The sequence below is a fragment of the Micromonospora sp. C95 genome (assembly GCF_018070465.1).
Classification (GTDB): Bacteria; Actinomycetota; Actinomycetes; order Mycobacteriales; family Micromonosporaceae; genus Micromonospora.
The window spans coordinates 87,158-104,451 of the sequence record NZ_JAGPXT010000007.1; the positions used below are offsets into that span (position 1 = coordinate 87,158).

14 protein-coding genes are annotated in these 17,294 nt (G+C 72.2%); 8 read left to right on the top strand and 6 right to left on the bottom strand.

Annotated elements, in window-relative coordinates; genetic code table 11:
• Window positions 1-20: 20 nt before the first annotated feature.
• Both KBX00_RS10975 and KBX00_RS10980 read right to left on the bottom strand, forming a co-directional pair.
• Window positions 21-2,540 (bottom strand): helix-turn-helix transcriptional regulator, encoded by a 2,520-nt coding sequence (locus KBX00_RS10975; protein WP_210825891.1) that lies wholly within the window; start codon window positions 2,538-2,540, stop codon window positions 21-23.
• Between the two features lie 5 nt (window positions 2,541-2,545).
• Window positions 2,546-3,814, bottom strand: coding sequence for an Hsp70 family protein (locus KBX00_RS10980; protein ID WP_210825893.1), 1,269 nt, complete (start codon window positions 3,812-3,814; stop codon window positions 2,546-2,548).
• Between the two features lie 297 nt (window positions 3,815-4,111).
• On the opposite strand from KBX00_RS10980, the gene KBX00_RS10985 reads away from it, so the two are divergent.
• Genes KBX00_RS10985 through KBX00_RS10995 form a run of 3 tightly spaced genes read left to right on the top strand, consistent with a single transcriptional unit; the run spans window position 4,112 to window position 8,353 of the window.
• A complete protein-coding gene (locus KBX00_RS10985) occupies window positions 4,112-5,005 on the top strand; it encodes an IniB N-terminal domain-containing protein (RefSeq protein WP_210825895.1) in 894 nt (297 codons plus the stop codon).
• Window positions 5,006-5,060: 55 nt separating this feature from the next.
• Window positions 5,061-6,899 carry a dynamin family protein gene (locus KBX00_RS10990; protein WP_210825897.1) on the top strand — a complete coding sequence of 613 codons (1,839 nt, stop codon included), beginning with the start codon at window positions 5,061-5,063 and terminating at the stop codon, window positions 6,897-6,899.
• Complete coding sequence (locus KBX00_RS10995) at window positions 6,896-8,353, top strand: hypothetical protein (protein ID WP_210825899.1); 1,458 nt, start codon at window positions 6,896-6,898, stop codon at window positions 8,351-8,353. Before KBX00_RS10990 ends, KBX00_RS10995 begins: the two co-directional genes overlap by 4 nt.
• A gap of 38 nt (window positions 8,354-8,391) precedes the next feature.
• Here KBX00_RS10995 and KBX00_RS11000 read toward each other — a convergent pair whose 3' ends face one another.
• The gene (locus KBX00_RS11000; RefSeq protein WP_301547711.1) at window positions 8,392-9,639 is read right to left on the bottom strand and encodes a YncE family protein; all 1,248 of its coding nucleotides are present in this window, start codon (window positions 9,637-9,639) and stop codon (window positions 8,392-8,394) included.
• A 68-nt stretch (window positions 9,640-9,707) separates the two neighbouring features.
• On the opposite strand from KBX00_RS11000, the gene KBX00_RS11005 reads away from it, so the two are divergent.
• The 5 genes from KBX00_RS11005 to KBX00_RS11025 all read left to right on the top strand — a co-directional run bounded on the left by KBX00_RS11005 (window position 9,708) and on the right by KBX00_RS11025 (window position 14,880).
• Entirely contained in the window at window positions 9,708-10,295 is a 588-nt protein-coding gene (locus tag KBX00_RS11005; RefSeq protein ID WP_307868436.1) for an RNA polymerase sigma factor, read from the top strand.
• Window positions 10,288-11,022: a hypothetical protein gene (locus KBX00_RS11010; protein ID WP_210825901.1), complete on the top strand. Its 735-nt coding sequence runs from the start codon at window positions 10,288-10,290 to the stop codon at window positions 11,020-11,022. The genes KBX00_RS11005 and KBX00_RS11010 overlap by 8 nt, the downstream gene beginning before the upstream one ends.
• Before the next feature lie 648 nt (window positions 11,023-11,670).
• Window positions 11,671-12,969, top strand: a complete 1,299-nt coding sequence (locus KBX00_RS11015) for an ABC transporter substrate-binding protein (RefSeq protein ID WP_210825902.1) — start codon at window positions 11,671-11,673, stop codon at window positions 12,967-12,969.
• Window positions 12,970-12,979: 10 nt separating this feature from the next.
• Window positions 12,980-14,002, top strand: a complete 1,023-nt coding sequence (locus KBX00_RS11020; protein WP_210825903.1) for a carbohydrate ABC transporter permease — start codon at window positions 12,980-12,982, stop codon at window positions 14,000-14,002.
• An 83-nt stretch (window positions 14,003-14,085) separates the two neighbouring features.
• Entirely contained in the window at window positions 14,086-14,880 is a 795-nt protein-coding gene (locus tag KBX00_RS11025; protein ID WP_307868437.1) for a carbohydrate ABC transporter permease, read from the top strand.
• Between the two features lie 72 nt (window positions 14,881-14,952).
• Here KBX00_RS11025 and KBX00_RS11030 read toward each other — a convergent pair whose 3' ends face one another.
• The 3 genes from KBX00_RS11030 to KBX00_RS11040 all read right to left on the bottom strand — a co-directional run bounded on the left by KBX00_RS11030 (window position 14,953) and on the right by KBX00_RS11040 (window position 17,293).
• Window positions 14,953-15,459 carry a hypothetical protein gene (locus KBX00_RS11030; RefSeq protein WP_210825905.1) on the bottom strand — a complete coding sequence of 169 codons (507 nt, stop codon included), beginning with the start codon at window positions 15,457-15,459 and terminating at the stop codon, window positions 14,953-14,955.
• A 158-nt stretch (window positions 15,460-15,617) separates the two neighbouring features.
• Window positions 15,618-15,935, bottom strand: coding sequence for a DUF4387 domain-containing protein (locus tag KBX00_RS11035; RefSeq protein WP_210825907.1), 318 nt, complete (start codon window positions 15,933-15,935; stop codon window positions 15,618-15,620).
• Complete coding sequence (locus KBX00_RS11040) at window positions 15,932-17,293, bottom strand: acyclic terpene utilization AtuA family protein (RefSeq protein ID WP_210825909.1); 1,362 nt, start codon at window positions 17,291-17,293, stop codon at window positions 15,932-15,934. Before KBX00_RS11040 ends, KBX00_RS11035 begins: the two co-directional genes overlap by 4 nt.
• Window position 17,294: the final 1 nt, after the last annotated feature.

Consider the following 17,294-nt stretch of genomic DNA (forward strand, 5'->3'; position numbering starts at 1 on the left):
GATGCGGGCCGGTCCGAGGCTCAGGTCACGGCCCGTCGGGGCCACGGCTGTCCGTTCGTGGTGTACGACGGTTCGGCCAGGATGGTTCGAAGCATGGCCAACAGGTCGGTGCGGTTGGCGCAGTCGAGCCGCGAACGCATCCGGGCCACGTGATGCTCCACAGTCTTGGCCGAGATGAACAACCGGTCCCCGATCTCCCGGTAGGTGAGACCGGCGACCACCAGTTCGGCCACCTCCCGCTCCCGGTCGCTGAGCCGGTGCGAGACGGTACCGGTCGCCGGCTTGCGGTCCTCGGCGGCGGACCGGCCCTGAAGCGCCCGGGCGCAGTCCAGCAACGCCGTCATCGCCCGCCGGTCCGCGGTACGGATGGCGGCCTGGCCGGCCAGCCGGGCGCCGTCCCAGCACAGGCCGGTGTCGTGCAGGCCCCGGGCGGCGGCCTCGACCCGGGCCGGGTCGACGGTGCCGCGCAACACCTCCAGCCAGCACTCGGCCGCGGCGGCCACCACGGCGGCGTACCGGCTGTGGCCGGCGGCGGCGACAAGTGCGGTCACGTGCCCGTCGGCGGCGGCCGGATCGTCGGTGAGGATCGCCGCGTGCAGTCCGCTCCAGTGCAGCGGGGTACCCCACAGGGGCGGGTCGGCCAGCCGGCCGAGCAGCTCGTGGGCCGCCCGCAGGTAGGGCTGGAGGCGGCCCAGGTCACCCAGCCGGGCACCGGCGATGGCCAGCTCGCCCAGCGGCAGCAGGGTGAACAGGTCCACCGGGTGGCGGACCACCGCCTCCAGCGCGGGCACCCAGCCGCGCTGCAACGCGCCGAGGTCGCTGGCGCGCCGGGCGATTCCCATGGTCAGCCCGGCGGTGAAGAGCAGGTCGCGGGATTCGAGTGCGACACCGGCGGTCGCCTCCGTGAGTTGCTCGCTCGCGGCGGCGACCCGTCCCCGCGTCATCAGGATCCAGGCGCGCAGCAGCCGGTGCCGGCCGGTCAGCAGTGGCCCGCCGATGCCGCTGGCCAGGGCCCGGTCCAGGACCCGTTCGGCGATGTCCAGTTCGCCGCAGTGCACGGCCGTCAGCGCCGCCAGCGCGGCGGGACTGTCCGGCAGCAGCACCGCCCGCCCGTCCGGCTCCAGCAGGGCCGCCGCCTGCACGAGGGTGGACAGGGCCGCCGACGGGGTGCCGTGGACGCTTTCGCGTACCCCGTCGGCCATCAGCCGGGCGGCGCCGGCCGGCAACGTCGGCGGACTGTCCGCGACTGGTTCGGGGTGGTCGGTCGGCCGGCCGGCGGCGAGGGCACCGACCGTGGCGAAGGCGTGTGCGCTGACCCCGCCGGACCAGCGGTACAACTCGACGCTGCGGTCGGACTGTCCACGGTGGGCCAGCGCGGTGGCGGCGACCAGCGCGGCCTCCGCCCGGCCGGCCGACGGTGCGGTGGTGAGCAGCCGGTCGGCCAACCGCAGCGCGAGGTCGAGGTCACCGGCGAGGGCGGCGGCGACCGCCTGCCGGACGCCGGTGGGTCGACCGGCGGCACCGGCCGCGGCGAACAGGTGCGCCGCCAGCGCCGGTTCGCCGCCGAGGGCCTCCTCCGCCGCCGCCTCCAGGGTGTCGGCCGGGCAGTCACCGGCGACACCGGCGGCCAGCAGCGAACGCACCAGCGGCAGCACCGGCGCGCCCCGGTTGAGCGCCAGCTCGCTGAGCAGGTGCCAGACGGCGGTACGGTCGGCCGCCGGGCTCAGCACGGTCACCGCCCGGCGCACCAGCGGGGTGGGGCGGCCGTCGGCGCCGAGCAGGCCCGCCGCCCGCGCCTCGGCCACCAGGTCGTCGATCTCCGTCGGTTCGCGGTTCAGCAGCGGGCGCAGCGCCTCGGCAGGCAGCGGAACGCCGGCGGCCAGCGCGATCAGCAGCCGCCGCACGTCGGCGGAGAGCTGTTCCAGGTCGGGGCCGAGGTGCAGCACCACCTGGCGGGGCAGGTCGCCCGGTACGCCGGTGGTCGTCTCCTGCTCGCGCAGCCCGTCGGCCAGCCATCCCACGTGCCGGGGCATCCCACCGGTCTGGGTGTGCACGAAGTCGACCAGGTCGGCGCGGCGACCGAGGCGGGGCACGGCGGCGAGGTACGCGGCGGTGCGTGCCCGGGTGAACGGGGTGAGCAGGAGCTGGCGTCCCTCGCGGCGCAGCGCGTCGGTCAGCTCGGTCAGGGCCGCCGGTCGGGGCCACGGTCGGTAGCTGATCGCGATGCGGTGGCGGCGGTCGGCCACCAGTCGCCGCAGCGTGTGCAGCCGGGCCTCGTCGAGCAGGTGCGCGTCGTCGATCAGCAGCACCGTGTCGGGGGCGTACCCGTCGTCGGTGGCGGGCACCTCCGTGTGCACGGTGACGCCGGCCCGGGCGTACCGGGCGGCCACCTCCTGAAGGTAGCGGGTACGGCCGTGGCCGCCCGGTCCGGTCACCCCGAGGGCGAGCGGTGCCGCCGGCTCCGCGGTGATCGCGTCGAGCAGGTCGGTCGCGTCGGCGGCGAGGACCAGCGGGCTGTCCGCCACGGCGCTCGGCATCATTGCGGTCATCCTTCGTGCCCCGGGCTGCGTACCAGCTTCCGGCGGGATCGCTTCGGCAGGTCGAGGGGCGGGTAGCGGATCGGCGGGCGGGGCGGTGGCTCGTCGGGTGGCGTCAGGTCGTCGGCCGGTGGCGGGGTGCTGGTGCGCGCCATCGACCCGACGGAGGCGGTTGCGACGGTGGCGGGGGTGCCGGCCGGTGGTGGCGGGCCGACCGGCAGGGGACGTGGGGACAGGATCCGGGTGCCGGCGGCGGCCGCGCCGGCCGCGGCGGTGTGCTGCGGGTCGGGTGCGGTCTCCACCGCAAATCCGGCGGTGGCGAGCAGCTCGGCGACCAGCGGCACCCGGCTGGCACCACCGGCCAGCAGCACGCCGTCGAGTTGCGCGGGGGTCAGATCGGCGGCGCGGACGGCCTGTGCCAGCAGCTCCACTGTGGCCTGCACGGCCGGCCGGATCAGTTCCTCGAACTCCAGCCTGGTCACCGGCACCCGGACGGGCCCGGTGGGCAGGGCCAACGCCACGTCGGTCTGCGATCCGACGGTCAGCTCCCGCTTGGCCCGTTCGCACTCGGCCGGCAGCTGACGCAGGGCGGCACGGGCACCGGGACCGGCGGCGGCCAGATCCCGGGCGAGCACGGCCCGTGCGTGCCCGGCGAGCGCCTCGTCGAAGTCGGCCCCGCCGAGTCGGGCCAGCGTCGCGGGAACGCCGACGGTCTCGTACCGGTCCCGGGCGTTGCGCCGGACCAGTGCGGTCTCGAAGGTGCCGCCGCCGAGCGCGTACACGGCGGCGGTCCCACCGGCGAAGCCCCGGGCGGCGTGTCCCTCCGCGACGGTGACCGTGCGGGGCAGCAGTGTCACCGCACCCAGGCCGTAGTCCCACAGCGCGTGGTGCAGCAGGTCACGACGGTACCGATCCCAGGAGGCGGGGTGACTGAGCACGATCATCTCGGCCGGCGCGCCCCGGGCACCGTGAACCTGGTCGACCACGTGCGCGGCGAGCAGCGCGACGAGCGTCTCCGGCCGGTACCGCTCGCCGGCGAGCAGCAGCGGCACATCGTCGCCGACCCGGCTCAGCAACCCCCGCGCGGTACGTTCCGGCTCATCGCCGTCGCCGAGGGTGAAGGTCCCGTCTGCGGACAGCAGCAGCGTCGACGGCAGTGGACCCGGCCCGGGGTGCAGGGCGACCGGCTCCGGGTGGCTCCAGTGCCCGTCACGGTGGCGGGCGACCGCGGCGACGGTGCTGGTGTTGCCGATGTCGATCCCGAGCACGTAGGCCATCTGCTTTCTTCCTTGACCGCGTCGGCCGTGGGGGCGGGCCGGACAGGCCCGCCGATACGGGCCGCCCCGGGGGACCCCGTGGGCTCCTACGTTCGTACCAGAGATCACTCCGGCATCAGGAGCCCCAACTTCGGCGGGCGCCGGTCCCCCACTCCCCCTAACGTACGAGAGTCCCGATGCCCCTAATCGAACGGGTCGGATTGCGGGATCGTCCCCGATGCCCGGTCCCGGGCACCGCCCGTAGCGTCGTCGGCGATCACCGGTCGTTGACGTTTCGCCGAGGAGTGAACCCCCAACATGGACCAGACCCTGCACGACTTCGTGCTCAACCTGCTGACCGACGCGGACGCCCGGTCGGCGTTCGACCTCGACCCCGAGGGCGCGCTGCGGGCCGCCGGCCTCGGTGACATCACCGCCGCCGACGTCCAGGACGTGGTGCCGCTGGTGGTGGACTACGCCCCGGTGCAGGGGCTGGCCCCGGTCGCCCCGGTGACCGGGCAGCTCGGTCTCGACCCGCTCGTCGGTGACGCCACCGACGCGATCAGCCAGTTGCAGACCGTGGCCCAGCAGATCAGCGTCGGCAGCTCCCACTCCGGGGTGGACGTCAAGGCCGGGGTGCTCGGCACGATCGCCGTCGACCCGTCGACGGTGACCGCGGGGGCGAGCGTCTTCCCGGGAGTCGGCGTGGGCGTGAACCCCACCGGGGTCGGCGTGGACCTGTCCGGCGTGCACGATGTGGCCGACACCCTCGACGCGGACGTCGTGGCCCCGATCGACCGTGTCACGGAGCCGGCGCTCGGTGACGTCACCGGTGCGGTGGGTGACCCTGCGTCGGCGGTGCACGGCACCGGTTCCGGGCTGCTGGACACCACGTCGGGTCTGCTTCCCGGCACCACCAGTCAGGTCGGCGATCTGGTCGGTTCGCTCGGTGTCGACGACACCCTCGGCGGGCTGGGCCTCACCGGCGACACCGGTGGCGTGGTGCCGTCGTTGGACCTCGATTCCACTGTGGGCGGTGTGACCGGGCAGGTCGACGGCCTGCTGGGCGGCGTGACCGGCGGCGTTACCGGCGGCAAGGCGGGGCTGCTGGACGGCGGGGTCAGTGGTTCGGTGAGCGGGGACACGGCAACCCACGGCGAGGCCTCCACCTCGACCGGTGGGGTGCTGGGCCTCACCGACGGTCTCCTCTGACACCCGCCGCTTCGCACTTGATAATTGCGCCGAATTCAGCACACTTAGTGCGGTGATGGCGGGAATCTGGCTCGACGCGCTCGACGACATCGCCCGCACGTGCCAGGAACACGGTCGGGGCGACCTGCTTCAGGCGGTTCGCCTAAAGCGCGCCCACCTGCTCGATCCGACGTTGACCGTGCTCGTCGTCGGCGAGCCGAACCAGGGCAAGAGCCAGCTGGTCAACGCGATCGTCAACGCGCCGGTCTGCCCGGTCGGTGACGGGACCACCACCGTCCTGCCGACGGTGCTGCGGCACGCCGAGGTCGCCTCGGCGACGGTGGTGCAGACGCCGCTGTCGAGACCGGGAACGCCACCGGCTGCTGATCCGCCGGCCGCGCAACGAACACCGGTGCCGACCGACCAGATCGCCGCCGGAGTTGGTGGCAGCACCGGCCGGCTGCCCGGCGGTGGCCCCGCGTACATCGAGATCGGCCTGCCCCGCGCGCTGCTCGGCGCCGGCGTGGTGCTCGTCGACATGCCGGGCGGCGGTGACGTCGCGGCCGTGGGTGCCGGCACTCCGGTCGCCGCCCTGGCCCGCGCGGACACCGTGCTGCTGGTCACCGACTCCACTCGGGACCTGTCGGTCAACGAACTGAACATGCTGCTGCACCTCACCCGGTCGCACTCCAACGTTGCCGTGGTGCAGACCAAGACGGACCTGGTGCCGGACTGGCGGGCCGTGGCCGACCGCAACCGGCGGCACCTGGCCGACGCCGGGGTGCCGGTCCCGTTGATCGCGGTGTCCGCCGCGCTGCGCCTGCACGCCGCCGCCACCGACGACCACGCGCTCAACGCGGAGTCCGGCTTCCCGGCGCTGATCGCCCTGCTCCGGCGGCACCTGGCCGCCAAGCCCGACACCCTGGCCCGGGCCGCCGTGGTGCTGACCGCGCGCACCGTGGTGGAACAGCTCGCCGCGCCGCTGCGGGCGGAACTGACCGACCAGCGCTCGGCCGAGGAGTCCGCACCGATGGCCCGGCTGCACGCGGCGCAACGCGAGGTCGACGAGCTGCGCCGGTGCGCCACCAGGTGGCAGAACACGTTGACCGACGAGATGGCCGATCTGATCTCCGACATCGAGCACGACCTACGCGACCGTACCCGGCAGATCCTGCGGATGGTCGACGAGGCGTTCGAGACCGCCGACCCGCTGGTGGCGTGGGACGCCGTCGCGCAGTGGCTGGAGCAGAGCCTCGTCGAGGCGGCCACGGAGAACCGGCGGTGGCTGGTCCAGCGGTGCGACTGGGTCGCCCGCCGGGTCGCCGAGTCGTTCGCCAGGTACGGGCACGGGTCGCTGCCGCCGTGGCCGCTGGCCGCCTCGGTGGAGTACGGCGCACCGGTGCCGGAGCTGGAGCGTCCCACCGTCGACCGGTTCACCGTCGGCCAGAAGGTGTTCACCGGCATGAAGGGCTCCTACGGTGGGCTGCTGATGTTCGGCCTGGCGCTGACGCTCGCCGGCCTGCCGATGATCAATCCGATCTCTATCGGCGCCGGCGCCCTGTTCGGCGGCAAGAGCATCCGTGACGAGGGCAAACAGCTGCTACGCCGCCGACAGGCCACGGTCAAGACGGCGGTGCAGCGGCACGTCGACGACTTCTTCATCCAGGTCAGCAAGGACAGCCGGGACGCCGCCCGCCGGGCACAGCGGGTGCTGCGGGACCACTTCGCCGCGCTCACCGACGAGTTGCAGACCGCCATCATCGAGTCGCTGCGCAGCGCCAAGGAGGCTGCCGACACCGACGCGGCGGCCCGGGAGCGACGGCAACGCGAGATCCAGCAGCGGATGATCCGGCTGGCCCAGCTCTACGAGCAGGCGCAGCAGGTCACCGCCGCCCGCCCGGCGTCACTGGCATGACCGGCGCGCGGCTGGACGCGGCGGTCCGGGACCTGCTGCACCGGGCGCTGCACGGCTACCGCGACAATCCCCGCGCCACCGAGGCGCTGCGGCACCAGTTGGCCCGCTACGACCAGCCGCTGCGGGTCGCCGTCGTCGGCGGCTGGCGCAGCGGAAAGTCGACGCTGCTCAACGCCCTGATGGGTGAGGAGGTGGCCCCGGTCGACGGAAGCGCCTTCACCTGGTACGAGGACGGGCCGCAGCCGGACGCCACCGCGTACTCCACAAGTCATCCGCCGCAGCGACTGGCGGTGCAGCGATCCGGCACCGGGATGCGGGTCGACCTCACCGGTTGGCGGGCCGGCGAACTGCGCGACATCGTGGTGCGGTGGCCGGCCCGCTCGCTGCGGCAGGTGACCCTGCTGGACACCCCGGCGATCGGCGCGAGCGACGAGCGGACGGCCGATCCGGTACTGACGCGGGTGCTGCGGGAGGCCGATGCGCTGCTGTACCTGACCCGCGACGCCCGCGGCGCCGACCTGCGGATCCTGGGGGTGACCCGAGAGGGCGTCGTCGGGCAGGCCGCACCGGTCCACACGATCATGGTGCTGTCCCGGGTGGACGAGTCCGGTGGTGGTCGGGTCGACGCGCTGCTCAGTGCCCGTCAGCTCGCCCGACGGGCGCTACGGGACCCGCACGTGGACGCGCTGTGCGTGACGGTGGTGCCGTGCAGCGGGCTGCTCGGCCTGGCCGGTCGGGTGCTCGGCGAGAGTGATTTCGCCGCGCTGGCCAGCCTGTCCCGGGTGCCGCGTGCCGAGCTTGAGCCGTACCTCCTCTCCGCCGAGCGGTTCGCCCGCGGCGAGCCACCGGCCGGGTTGGACGCGGCCGCCCGGAGCGCGCTGCTGGAGCGACTCGGTGTGGTCGGGATCCGCCTGGCGACCACCCTCGTCCGCACCGGCTGCGACAACCGGGTGGCCCTGGCCGCCGAGCTGGTCCGGCGCAGCGGTCTCGGCGAGCTGCGCGAGTCACTCAACCGCCTCCTCGTCGACCGCCGGCACGTGCTCAAGGCCCGGTCGGCACTGATCGCGGTGGAGGCGCTGCTGCGGGACGAACCCGGTCCGGCCACGGCCGACCTGTTCGCCGCGCTTGAGCAGCTGCTCGCCGGTGCGCACGAGTTCGCCGAATCGCGGCTGCTGGCGGCGCTGCGCGACGGTCGGCTCGGCCTCGACACCGAGCTGGCGGCCGAGGCCCGGCGGCTGGTCGGCGGCGACGGTGACGAGCTGGCGACCCGGCTCGGCATCGCGCCCGACGCGACGCTGGCGTGGCTGTGGGAGACCGCCGCCGAGGCGCACTGGCGGTGGCGGGAACGGGCCGAGGACCCCGGACTCCCGTTGCCGCAGCGGCGCGGCGCGCAGGTCGTGGCCCGCAGCTGCGAGGGCCTGCTCGCCGACCTGAGCGCCGCCCACGCCCACTAGGGCCGATGACGACCGGCCGCACCGGGGCTGGTCGCCGGTCAGGCCGGCCGGGCGGGACCGTGCAGGCCCACCAGGCCGGGCACCGCGGCGCGGCCGAGTTCACCGCCGGTGACCGGATCCTGCCAGCACACCGCCGCCCGCTGGCCCAGGTAGAGGCGGCTGCCGTCCGGGCTGAGCAGGAGACCGCTGACCGGGTCGGCGGTCGCCCGCTCGGCGGTGACGGCGAGGCTGGCCAGGTCCACGGCCCGCACGGCGGTACCGGCACCGACGAACAGCCGCTCGGTGGAGGCCACCGCGTGCGCCGGAGCACCACCGGTGGCGAGGGCGGCGACGCGGCGTACGGTCAGCTCCTCGGTGGAGATCTCCGCGACGGCGCCGGAGCCGACGTCGGCGACGTAGAGCCGGCCGCCGTCCGGGGTGATCGCCAGGGTGTGGCCGGCGGCGGCACCCTCGCCGAACGGGTGCGGCAGGTCCACGCAGTACGCCCACCGCTGGTCCAGGTGCAGCGTGTGCACGAAGGCGTGTACGTCGCGCCCCGGCCGGCCGCTGATGCGGTCCCGGGTGTGCTGGTGGTCGGGCTGGTGGGTGTAGAGCGTGTAGAGCACGGTGCGGTTCGGGGCCAGCACCGCCTGCCGTCCGTCGCCGCGCATCTCCTCCTCCGCGTCGGGCGGAACCTGCGTCTTGGCGCGGGTGAGCAGTGGCCCGGCGACACCCGTGGCGAGGTCGACCAGGCGTACCCGGTAGCGGTCCGGTGCGGCCGCCGGCAGCCATTCCAGCACGAACAGTCCGGCCAGGTCGTGGGTGAACGCCTCCGGCACGACGTTGCCCGGCAGCCGCAGCCGTTGCCGCACGCCCGCGGTGTCGACGATCAGCACCGGCGTCTCGTCGCGCCCGGCGGGACGGTCGCCGGTGGCGCTGAGGTGTTCGGTGGTCAGCGCCAGCCGGGTGCCGTCGGTGGCGGCGGTCTGCGGCACCCACCGGCCCGGCAGCCGTACCCGTTCGGAGGCGCTGCCGCGGCCCGCGTCGACGCGCCACAGCAGGGTGTCGGCGCCGTCGGCCACGGCAGTCCACACCAACCGCCCGTCGGCGGTGGCCACCCCGGGGCCGATCGACTGCCGGTCGGTGCCCCGCAACACGGTCAGGCCGTCGTCGAGGTCGACGAGCAGCGGGTCCGGTAGCGGGTCGGCGGCGGCCGGGGTCGGGTCGCAGCCGACCAGGGTGGCGGCTCCGACCCCGGCCAGGGTGGTCAGCAGGGTACGCCGCGAGATCGTGGTGTTCGCCATCATGACCCGGTGACACCGCCTGAGCCTCCCGGGTTCCCCCTCGACACGATGGAACCCGTTCGGTGTGGGCGGTGTCAGTAGGGGTGATCCCACCGGAGGTAGCCCTGGACGACGAGCAGTTCGTCACCCGCGCGCAGGCAGGTGACCTGGCGGCGTACGAGTCCCTGGTCGCCCGGCACACCGCGGCCGCGTACCGCACCGCGGTGCTGCTCGGCGCAGGCTCCGATGCCGAGGACGTCATCCAGGAGGCGTTCGTGAAGGGGTACCGCAAGCTCGGCCGCTATCGCGGCGAGGCGTCGTTCCGCTCCTGGCTGCTGGCGATCGTGGCCAACGAGACACGCAACCTGCACCGCACCCGGCAGCGGCGCGACGGGCTGGTGCTGCGCGCGGCGCGGGTGGCGCCGGGCTCGGAGGTCGTCGAGGACGACGCCGTCGGCGCGGTCCTGGCCGGGGAACGGCGGGACACCCTCGTGCGGGCCCTGCGGTCGCTGCCGTCCCGGGACCGGGAGGTGATCGTCTGCCGCTTCCTGCTGGACCTCAGCGAGGACGAGACGGTCACCATGCTGGGCTGGCCCCGGGGCACCGTGAAGTCGCGCACCTCGCGGGCGCTGGTGAAACTGCGCGGTCTGCTCGCCGTCGAGGAGGTCGGCCGTGGATGACCTGGAGCGGGAGCTACGTGACCTGTCCGCCTGGTTGGCGACCCCCGAGCCACCGGACGTCACGGCCAGGGTCCGTGCCCGGCTGGCCGCCGCACCAGCCACCCGCCGCGACGCGGGCCGACGACGCCGGCGGTACGCGCTGGCGGCGGCCCTGGCCGCGCTGCTGGTGGCGGTGCTGCCGCCGGGACGGGCCGCGCTCGCCGACGTGATGACGGACCTGTTGCGCTTCGCCGGCGTCACCATCAGCACCTCGCCGGTCGTGACGCCGCCGAGCGGCGTGCCGTCGCCGCCGCCGGGGCAGCGCTCCGCCGCCCTCGACGAGGCGCGACGGCTGGTGCGCTTCCCGATCCGGACGCCGGTCGTGCTGGGTCCGCCCGAGCGGGCACTGCTGGCCGATCCGGACGACGCCGGCCGGTACCGGGTGGCGAGCCTGCTCTACCGGGCCGGCACCCTCCGCCTGGACATCTTCGACGGCCGGCTCGATCCGGTCTTCGTCAAGCAGGCCGGCGGGTCGGGTGCCGAGTGGACTCAGGTGGGTGCGGCCCAGGCGATCTGGGTCGGCGGCCCGCACCCGGTCTCCTACACCGATCGCGACGGGGTCGTTCACCAGGCCAGCGCCCGCCTCGCCGCCGCGACCCTGATCTGGGAGGAGGCCGGGGTGACGTATCGGTTGGAGGGCGACCTGACCATGGCGGAGGCGATCACGATCGCCACCACGCTGGAGTAGCGGCCTACCGCCGGTTTTCTCGCGTTTCGTCACGGTCATCCGACGCCGATGACGCCTCCGCCGAATTGCGAATGTAAGCGTGATCAACCAGTGACCTGCGAGCTTCGCCAACCGGCCCGCCCGCCGCGGTCGTGTCTCACCTTCGTAACGGGCCGACAACGATTTCGTCCGGCAGACCGGGTGACGGCGCCCTCGACTCCTACCGGGATTTTTCCGGGACCAGGCCGGGCGCGATCAGTTCGTCAGACCGGCGCGGAGGACCACTCGGTCCAGCTACCGGACGATTCCGACCCTAATGCAGAGCACTGATTGTTAGCGCGAACACGCTGTCACGCAGAGCCACCATCGTGACCGCCCTGCTACCGCCGCCCGCAAGACCGACTGACCAGCGAGGTCGCCACCTCCGGCCCTAGGTCACGGAAGTTTCGGAAACGTGTCTTGTTTTTTTCGGACAAGTCTGCGACCGTTTTGGCCGTCGGTGGCCTGGGTCACTCCGAGGTTGATCGCGATGCGACCGCGAGCCGAGCCCGGACCAGCGCCTGTCGACAGGAAACAAACCTTTCGGCGTCGCCATGGTGCACGTTCCGGCCGGCGACTCGTCCGCAGAGGTTGTTTCAGGTGGGCGGAATCGGCAGAGAGGGAAGATTGATGAGGGCGAGAAAACTACTGGCTGTGTCGGTGGCCCTGGCAACCGGCGTCTTGGCGACGGCGGCCTGCGGCGGTGGCGACTCGGAGGGTCGCAACAGTGACGGCTCGGTCACGATGAGCTTCTGGCACAACGCCAGTATCGGCCCGGGCAAGGCCTTCTGGGACAAGACCGTCGCCGACTTCGAGGCCGCGAACCAGAACGTGAAGATCGAGATCCAGTCGATCCAGAACGAGGATCTGGACGGCAAGCTCCAGACCGCGCTCAACTCCGGCGACGCACCCGACGTGTTCATGCAGCGCGGCGGCGGCAAGATGGCCGCGATGGTCAAGGCCGGCCAGCTGATGGACCTCACCGACTCGATCACCGACGACACCAAGAAGGTGATCTCCGAAGGGTCGTTCACCGCGCAGACGATCGAGGGCAAGGTGTACGCCATGCCCGTGGCGGTGCTGCCCGGCGGCTTCTTCTACAGCAAGGACCTGTTCGCCAAGGCAGGCATCGCCCAGCCCCCGGCCACCCTCGCCGAGCTTCAGGATGCCGTGACCAAGCTGAAGGCGGCGGACGTCCAGCCGATCGCGCTCGGCGCCAAGGACGCCTGGCCGGCCGCCTTCTACTACTACTTCTTCGCGCTGCGGGAGTGCAGCTCGGAGACCATCACCCAGGCCGGCCAGACGATGAACTTCGACGACCCCTGCTGGCTCAAGGCCGGCCAGGACGTGCAGAACTTCGCCGCGAGCGAGCCGTTCAACAGCGGCTTCCTGACCACGTCGGCGCAGCAGGGCGCCGGTAGCTCCGCCGGTCTGCTCGCCAACAAGAAGGCGGCGATGGAACTGATGGGCGCCTGGAACCCCGGCGTCATCGCCTCCCTGACCCCGGACCAGAAGCCGCTGCCCGACCTGGGCTGGTTCCCCTTCCCCAGCATCGAGGGTGGTGCCGGTCAGCCCGGCGCGATTCTCGGCGGCGTCGACGGCTACTCCTGCTCGGCACAGGCCCCCAAGGCCGAGTGCACCGCCTTCCTGAACTACATCGCGAAGACCGACGTGCAGAAGGCCTACTACGAGGCGTTCAACGCGCCGCCGGTGAACAGCGAGGCGCAGGCCGCCGTCACCGAGTCGCACCTGCAGTCCATCCTCACCGCCTACAACCAGGCACCGTTCGTCTCGCAGTGGCTCGACACGGTCTACGGGCAGAACGTCGGCAACGCCCTGAACACCGCTGTGGTGAACATGCTGGCCGGTAAGGGGGACCCGCAGAGCATCGTCAACGCGGTCAAGGACGCCGCCAAGAGGACGCAGTAGTCCCACCGCCATGTCTGAAACGCAACACGAGAGCGTACGGCTCGCGCCGGACCCGACACCGGGTCTGACGAAGGTCGGGGGTGACACGCCGGTCGTGTCGCCCCCGGCCCCGCGCCGCCGGCGCAAGGGCATCGGCTGGGCCGCCCGGCTGGAAATCGCACTGATGACGGGGCCGACACTCATCGTGTTCCTGTCCTTCGTCATCCTTCCCGTGGCCATGGCCGCCTACTACGGCTTCTTCAGCTGGCAGGGCTACGGGCCCGCTGAGGACTTCGTCGGCCTCCGCAACTACCTGCTGATCTTCGAGGACAGCACCTTCATCGACGCCCTGCGGCACAACGGCATCATCGTGGTGCTGTCGCTGCTGCTCCAGGGCCCGGCGGCCATCCTGCTCGCCCTGCTGCTGAACCGGCAGATGCGGGGGCAGACGCTGATCCGGGTGCTGGTCTTCATCCCGTACGTGATCGCCGAAGTGGTGGTCGGCACCGGCTGGAGCCTGATGCTGCACGGGGAGGGCGTGGTCAACGCCGTCCTCGAGAAAGTCGGGCTCGGCTGGCTCCAGACCGACTGGCTGGCCGATCCGAAGATCGCGATCTGGACGCTGATGGGCATCCTCACCTGGAAGTACATCGGCTTCGCCGTCATCCTCTTCCTCGCCGGCCTACAGGGCATCCCGGAGGAGCTGACGGAGGCCGCGGCGATCGACGGCGCGTCGTACTGGCAGATCCAGCGACGCATCACGCTGCCGCTGCTCGGACCGACGATCCGCATCTGGGCCTTCCTGTCGATGATCGGCGCCCTGCAGCTGTTCGACCTGGTCTACATCATCTGGGGCCAGTACGTGGCGGCAACGGCCGGGACGTCGACGATGGCCACCTACATGGTGGCCAACGGACGGAACGCGGGAGAGTACGGGTACGGCAACGCGGTCGCCGTGGTGCTGTTCTTCATCTCGCTCTTCGCCGCCCTGCTGTACCAGCGGTTCATCCTGCGCCGGGACACCGAGGGCGCGATCACCGGAGGGAGGCGCTGATGGCCGTGACCGCCGTAACCGGGCGCAGGGCACCGCACAGGTCATCCCGGTCCAGAAGACCGTTCAGCTGGACGGACCCGTCGGTGTACTTCGTCGCGCTGCTGCTCATCGCGACGATGCTGGCCCCGGTCGTCTACATCATCCTGGGCGGCTTCCGGACCAACGCGGAGATCACCACCGACCCCGCCGGGCTGCCCACCACCTGGCAGACCCAGAACTACCTCGACGTGCTGACCGGCAGCACCTTCTGGCAGCAGGTCTTCAACTCCACGATCGTGGCCCTGGCCACCACGGCCGGGGTGGTCACGCTCGGTCTGATGACCAGCTTCATCATCGCGCGTTACCGGTTCTGGGGTCGGGGGGCGATGTACGCGCTGTTCGCCGCCGGTCTGATGTTCCCGCTGACCGTGGCGATCACCCCGCTGTACATCCTGGTCAAGACGCTCGGGCTGATGAACACGCTGGCGGGGGTGATCCTGCCGCAGATCGGGTTCGGCATCCCGCTGACCATCATCATCCTGGTCCCGTTCGTACGGGCGATCCCCGACGAGATCCAGGAGGCCGCGTCGATCGACGGTTGCAGCCGACTGGGCTTCTTCTGGCGGATGGTGCTCCCGCTGGCCATGCCGGGCGTCATCACCGTGTCCATCCTGACCTTCATCCAGAGCTGGAACGGCTATCTGCTGCCGCTGTTCATCCTGAACCGGGAGGAGACCTTCACGCTGCCCCTCGGCGTGCAGGCCTTCGCCTCGGAGTACTCGGTCGACACGGCCAAGGTCCTGGCGTTCACCTCCCTGTCGATGATCCCGGCACTGGTGTTCTTCAGCCTGTTCCAACGCCGCATCGTCGGCGGACTGACCGGAGCTGTGAAGGGCTGACCTCAGCAGCTGCGCCCACGGCCGTCTCGGTACGACTCAGATCGTGTCGAGACGGCCGTGGCGTTTCAGGTGCTACACCCGGCCCTGCAGGAGCGTGCCCATCCGCAGCGCGACATCCTTGCGCCGGTCCGACTCACCGATGTCGGCCTTGATGCCGCAGAAGTCACCGCCACACGGGAACCACAGCTCGCCGTGGATGTCGTCGTAGACCGCGCCGTCGGCGGATCCGCTCACCGGCTCCCCGATCTCGGCCACCGCCTCGTACTCGTCCTTGGACAGGACCGTGGCATGGATGGCCTGCCCACCGGAGGTCGCCGTCCACACGCAGCCGCCGAGCTGGTAGTCGTGCTGGCCACCGTCGTGCGCCCCGATCACGTCCGCGACCTCGTCGGTGGTGAGGCGTGCACACTCCTCGCCCTCCGGCTCGGTCAGGGACCCGGCGGCATCGTCCGGAGCCGTGACGCTCTCCACCGCCTCCGGCGTCGAAGAACCGGAGCCGGCATCGCTCCCGCACGCCACGAGCATGGCGAGCGCCCCACCGAGGACCGCAGCCCGGGCCAGCCTTCCGAGGGTTTCCATGGTCATCCTTCCGCCGCGGCACCGCTTGCCGCCCCGTGACCACTCCAGCACGACCCGCCGAAACTTGAATCGGTAAATTCCCCCGCCTTTGCTCAGGTATGGCCGAGATCCGGATGTGCCCGGCGGAAGCGGGTCGCCGCGCCGGGGCGGCGAGACGGTCAGGTGACGGGCGGGACGGCAAGCAAGGCCAGCGGCACATGGTGCTGACCGGCGTGGATGTCACGGTCGTGCAGGCTGCCCTGCACCACCGGCCGCGGGAACGAGATCTTCACGACGTTCAGCGCGGGGATCCGGTAGAACTGGACGTCCTCCGCCGTGACCCCGTAGCGGTGGGCGATCACCGAGGCGTCCAGGAACGACGGGTCGGCGAGGACCGCGTACGCGTCGGCGTCGCGGGCGAACACCTCCATCGTCACCCAGAACGGACCGGCGTTCTTCGACCGGACCTCCAGCGCGAGATCGGCGACGACGGTCATCGGTTGTCCTCCAGGCAGACGCGAAACAGGCTGGTCGGCGACGACACCTCGACGACGTGGTTGAGCACGAACTCGTACACCGGTCCGCGTTCGGTCTCGGCCGGCGACGTGGCGAAGGCGAGGCTGGGCAGGTAGTCCATGTCCGGCGTGGGCAGGTGCAGCAGCAGCGGGTTGGCCACCTTCGCGACCGCCGTCGCGGTCTCCTGGTCGGCCGCGTGGACCAGGAGCATCACGCCCACCTCGCGGGGCGGCCCGGTAGCCGGATCGAGCGAGCCGAGGATCGCGTCGTAGCCGTACCGGCGGATGTCGAAGGCGTAGTCGCCCTCGCCCAGCCCGATGGTCCCGGACACCCACTCAGTGATCATCTTCCGGAGCAGGGCGGTCCACGTGTCGATCTGACCGAGGATGTGCGGGTCGCGGATGGCGGTGAACGACATCGTCTCGTACCCGGTGATCCGGGCGCCCTCCAGCTTGATGGTGTGCTGCGCGGCGGGCTCGAACCGGGAGCCCTCGACGCGGACGCGCCGCTCGTCCAGGGCCTGGTAGACCGCGTCGCCGACCTCGATGGTGCCGGCCGGCTCGCGCATGGTGAACGGGTTGACCGTCTCGTAGAGCATGTGCGCGGCCACCGAGGTGGGCGTGCACGCGTTGCCCGGATCGAGCGGCTCGATGGTGAAGCCGGTCGCGTCGACGGTGGCCAGCACACCGCCGGCACGCGGGTTCGTGGTGCACTGCCCGCCGCACTCGACGATCTTCGCGGCGTGCCACACCGGTCCGGCCGGCATCCCCTTGAGCAGCGGATAGGCGGCGGCGACGGCGGTGTCGGTGGCCCGTCCGGCGAGGACCACGTCGGCACCGGCGGTCAGGGCCGCGGCGATCGGTTCGTGGCCCATCATCCCGACGATGTTGGTGCAGCTCTCCAGGGTCGCCCGGTCCAGTTCGCCGGCCGGTGGCAGGGGGCGGATCCGGTCCAGATCGAGCTCGGCCGCCCGCTGCGAGCTGTATATCGTGGCCAGCCGCAGCTGTAGGCCCTCCTCGGCGAGGATCTCCCGGGTGATGCCGGCGACCCAGTCGACGCCGGCGTCGGTGCCGCTGGTGCCGCACGAGCCGATGACCAGCGGGATGCCGGCGGTAGCCGCCGCCCGCAGCAGCAGGCGCAGGTCGCGGGCGACCGCGGCGCGGGCGGTCTTGGCGGTACCGGCACCGAGATAGTAGGGCCCGGAGTCGGTCGAGCCGCCGTCCACGGCGATCACGTCGGCGCCGAGGGCCAGGCCGCGCTCGACGGTCTCCGGCGGGAAGCCGGCGCCGAGCATGCCGACCGGCACGAGGATGCGTACGGAGTCAGGGTTGGTGGACATC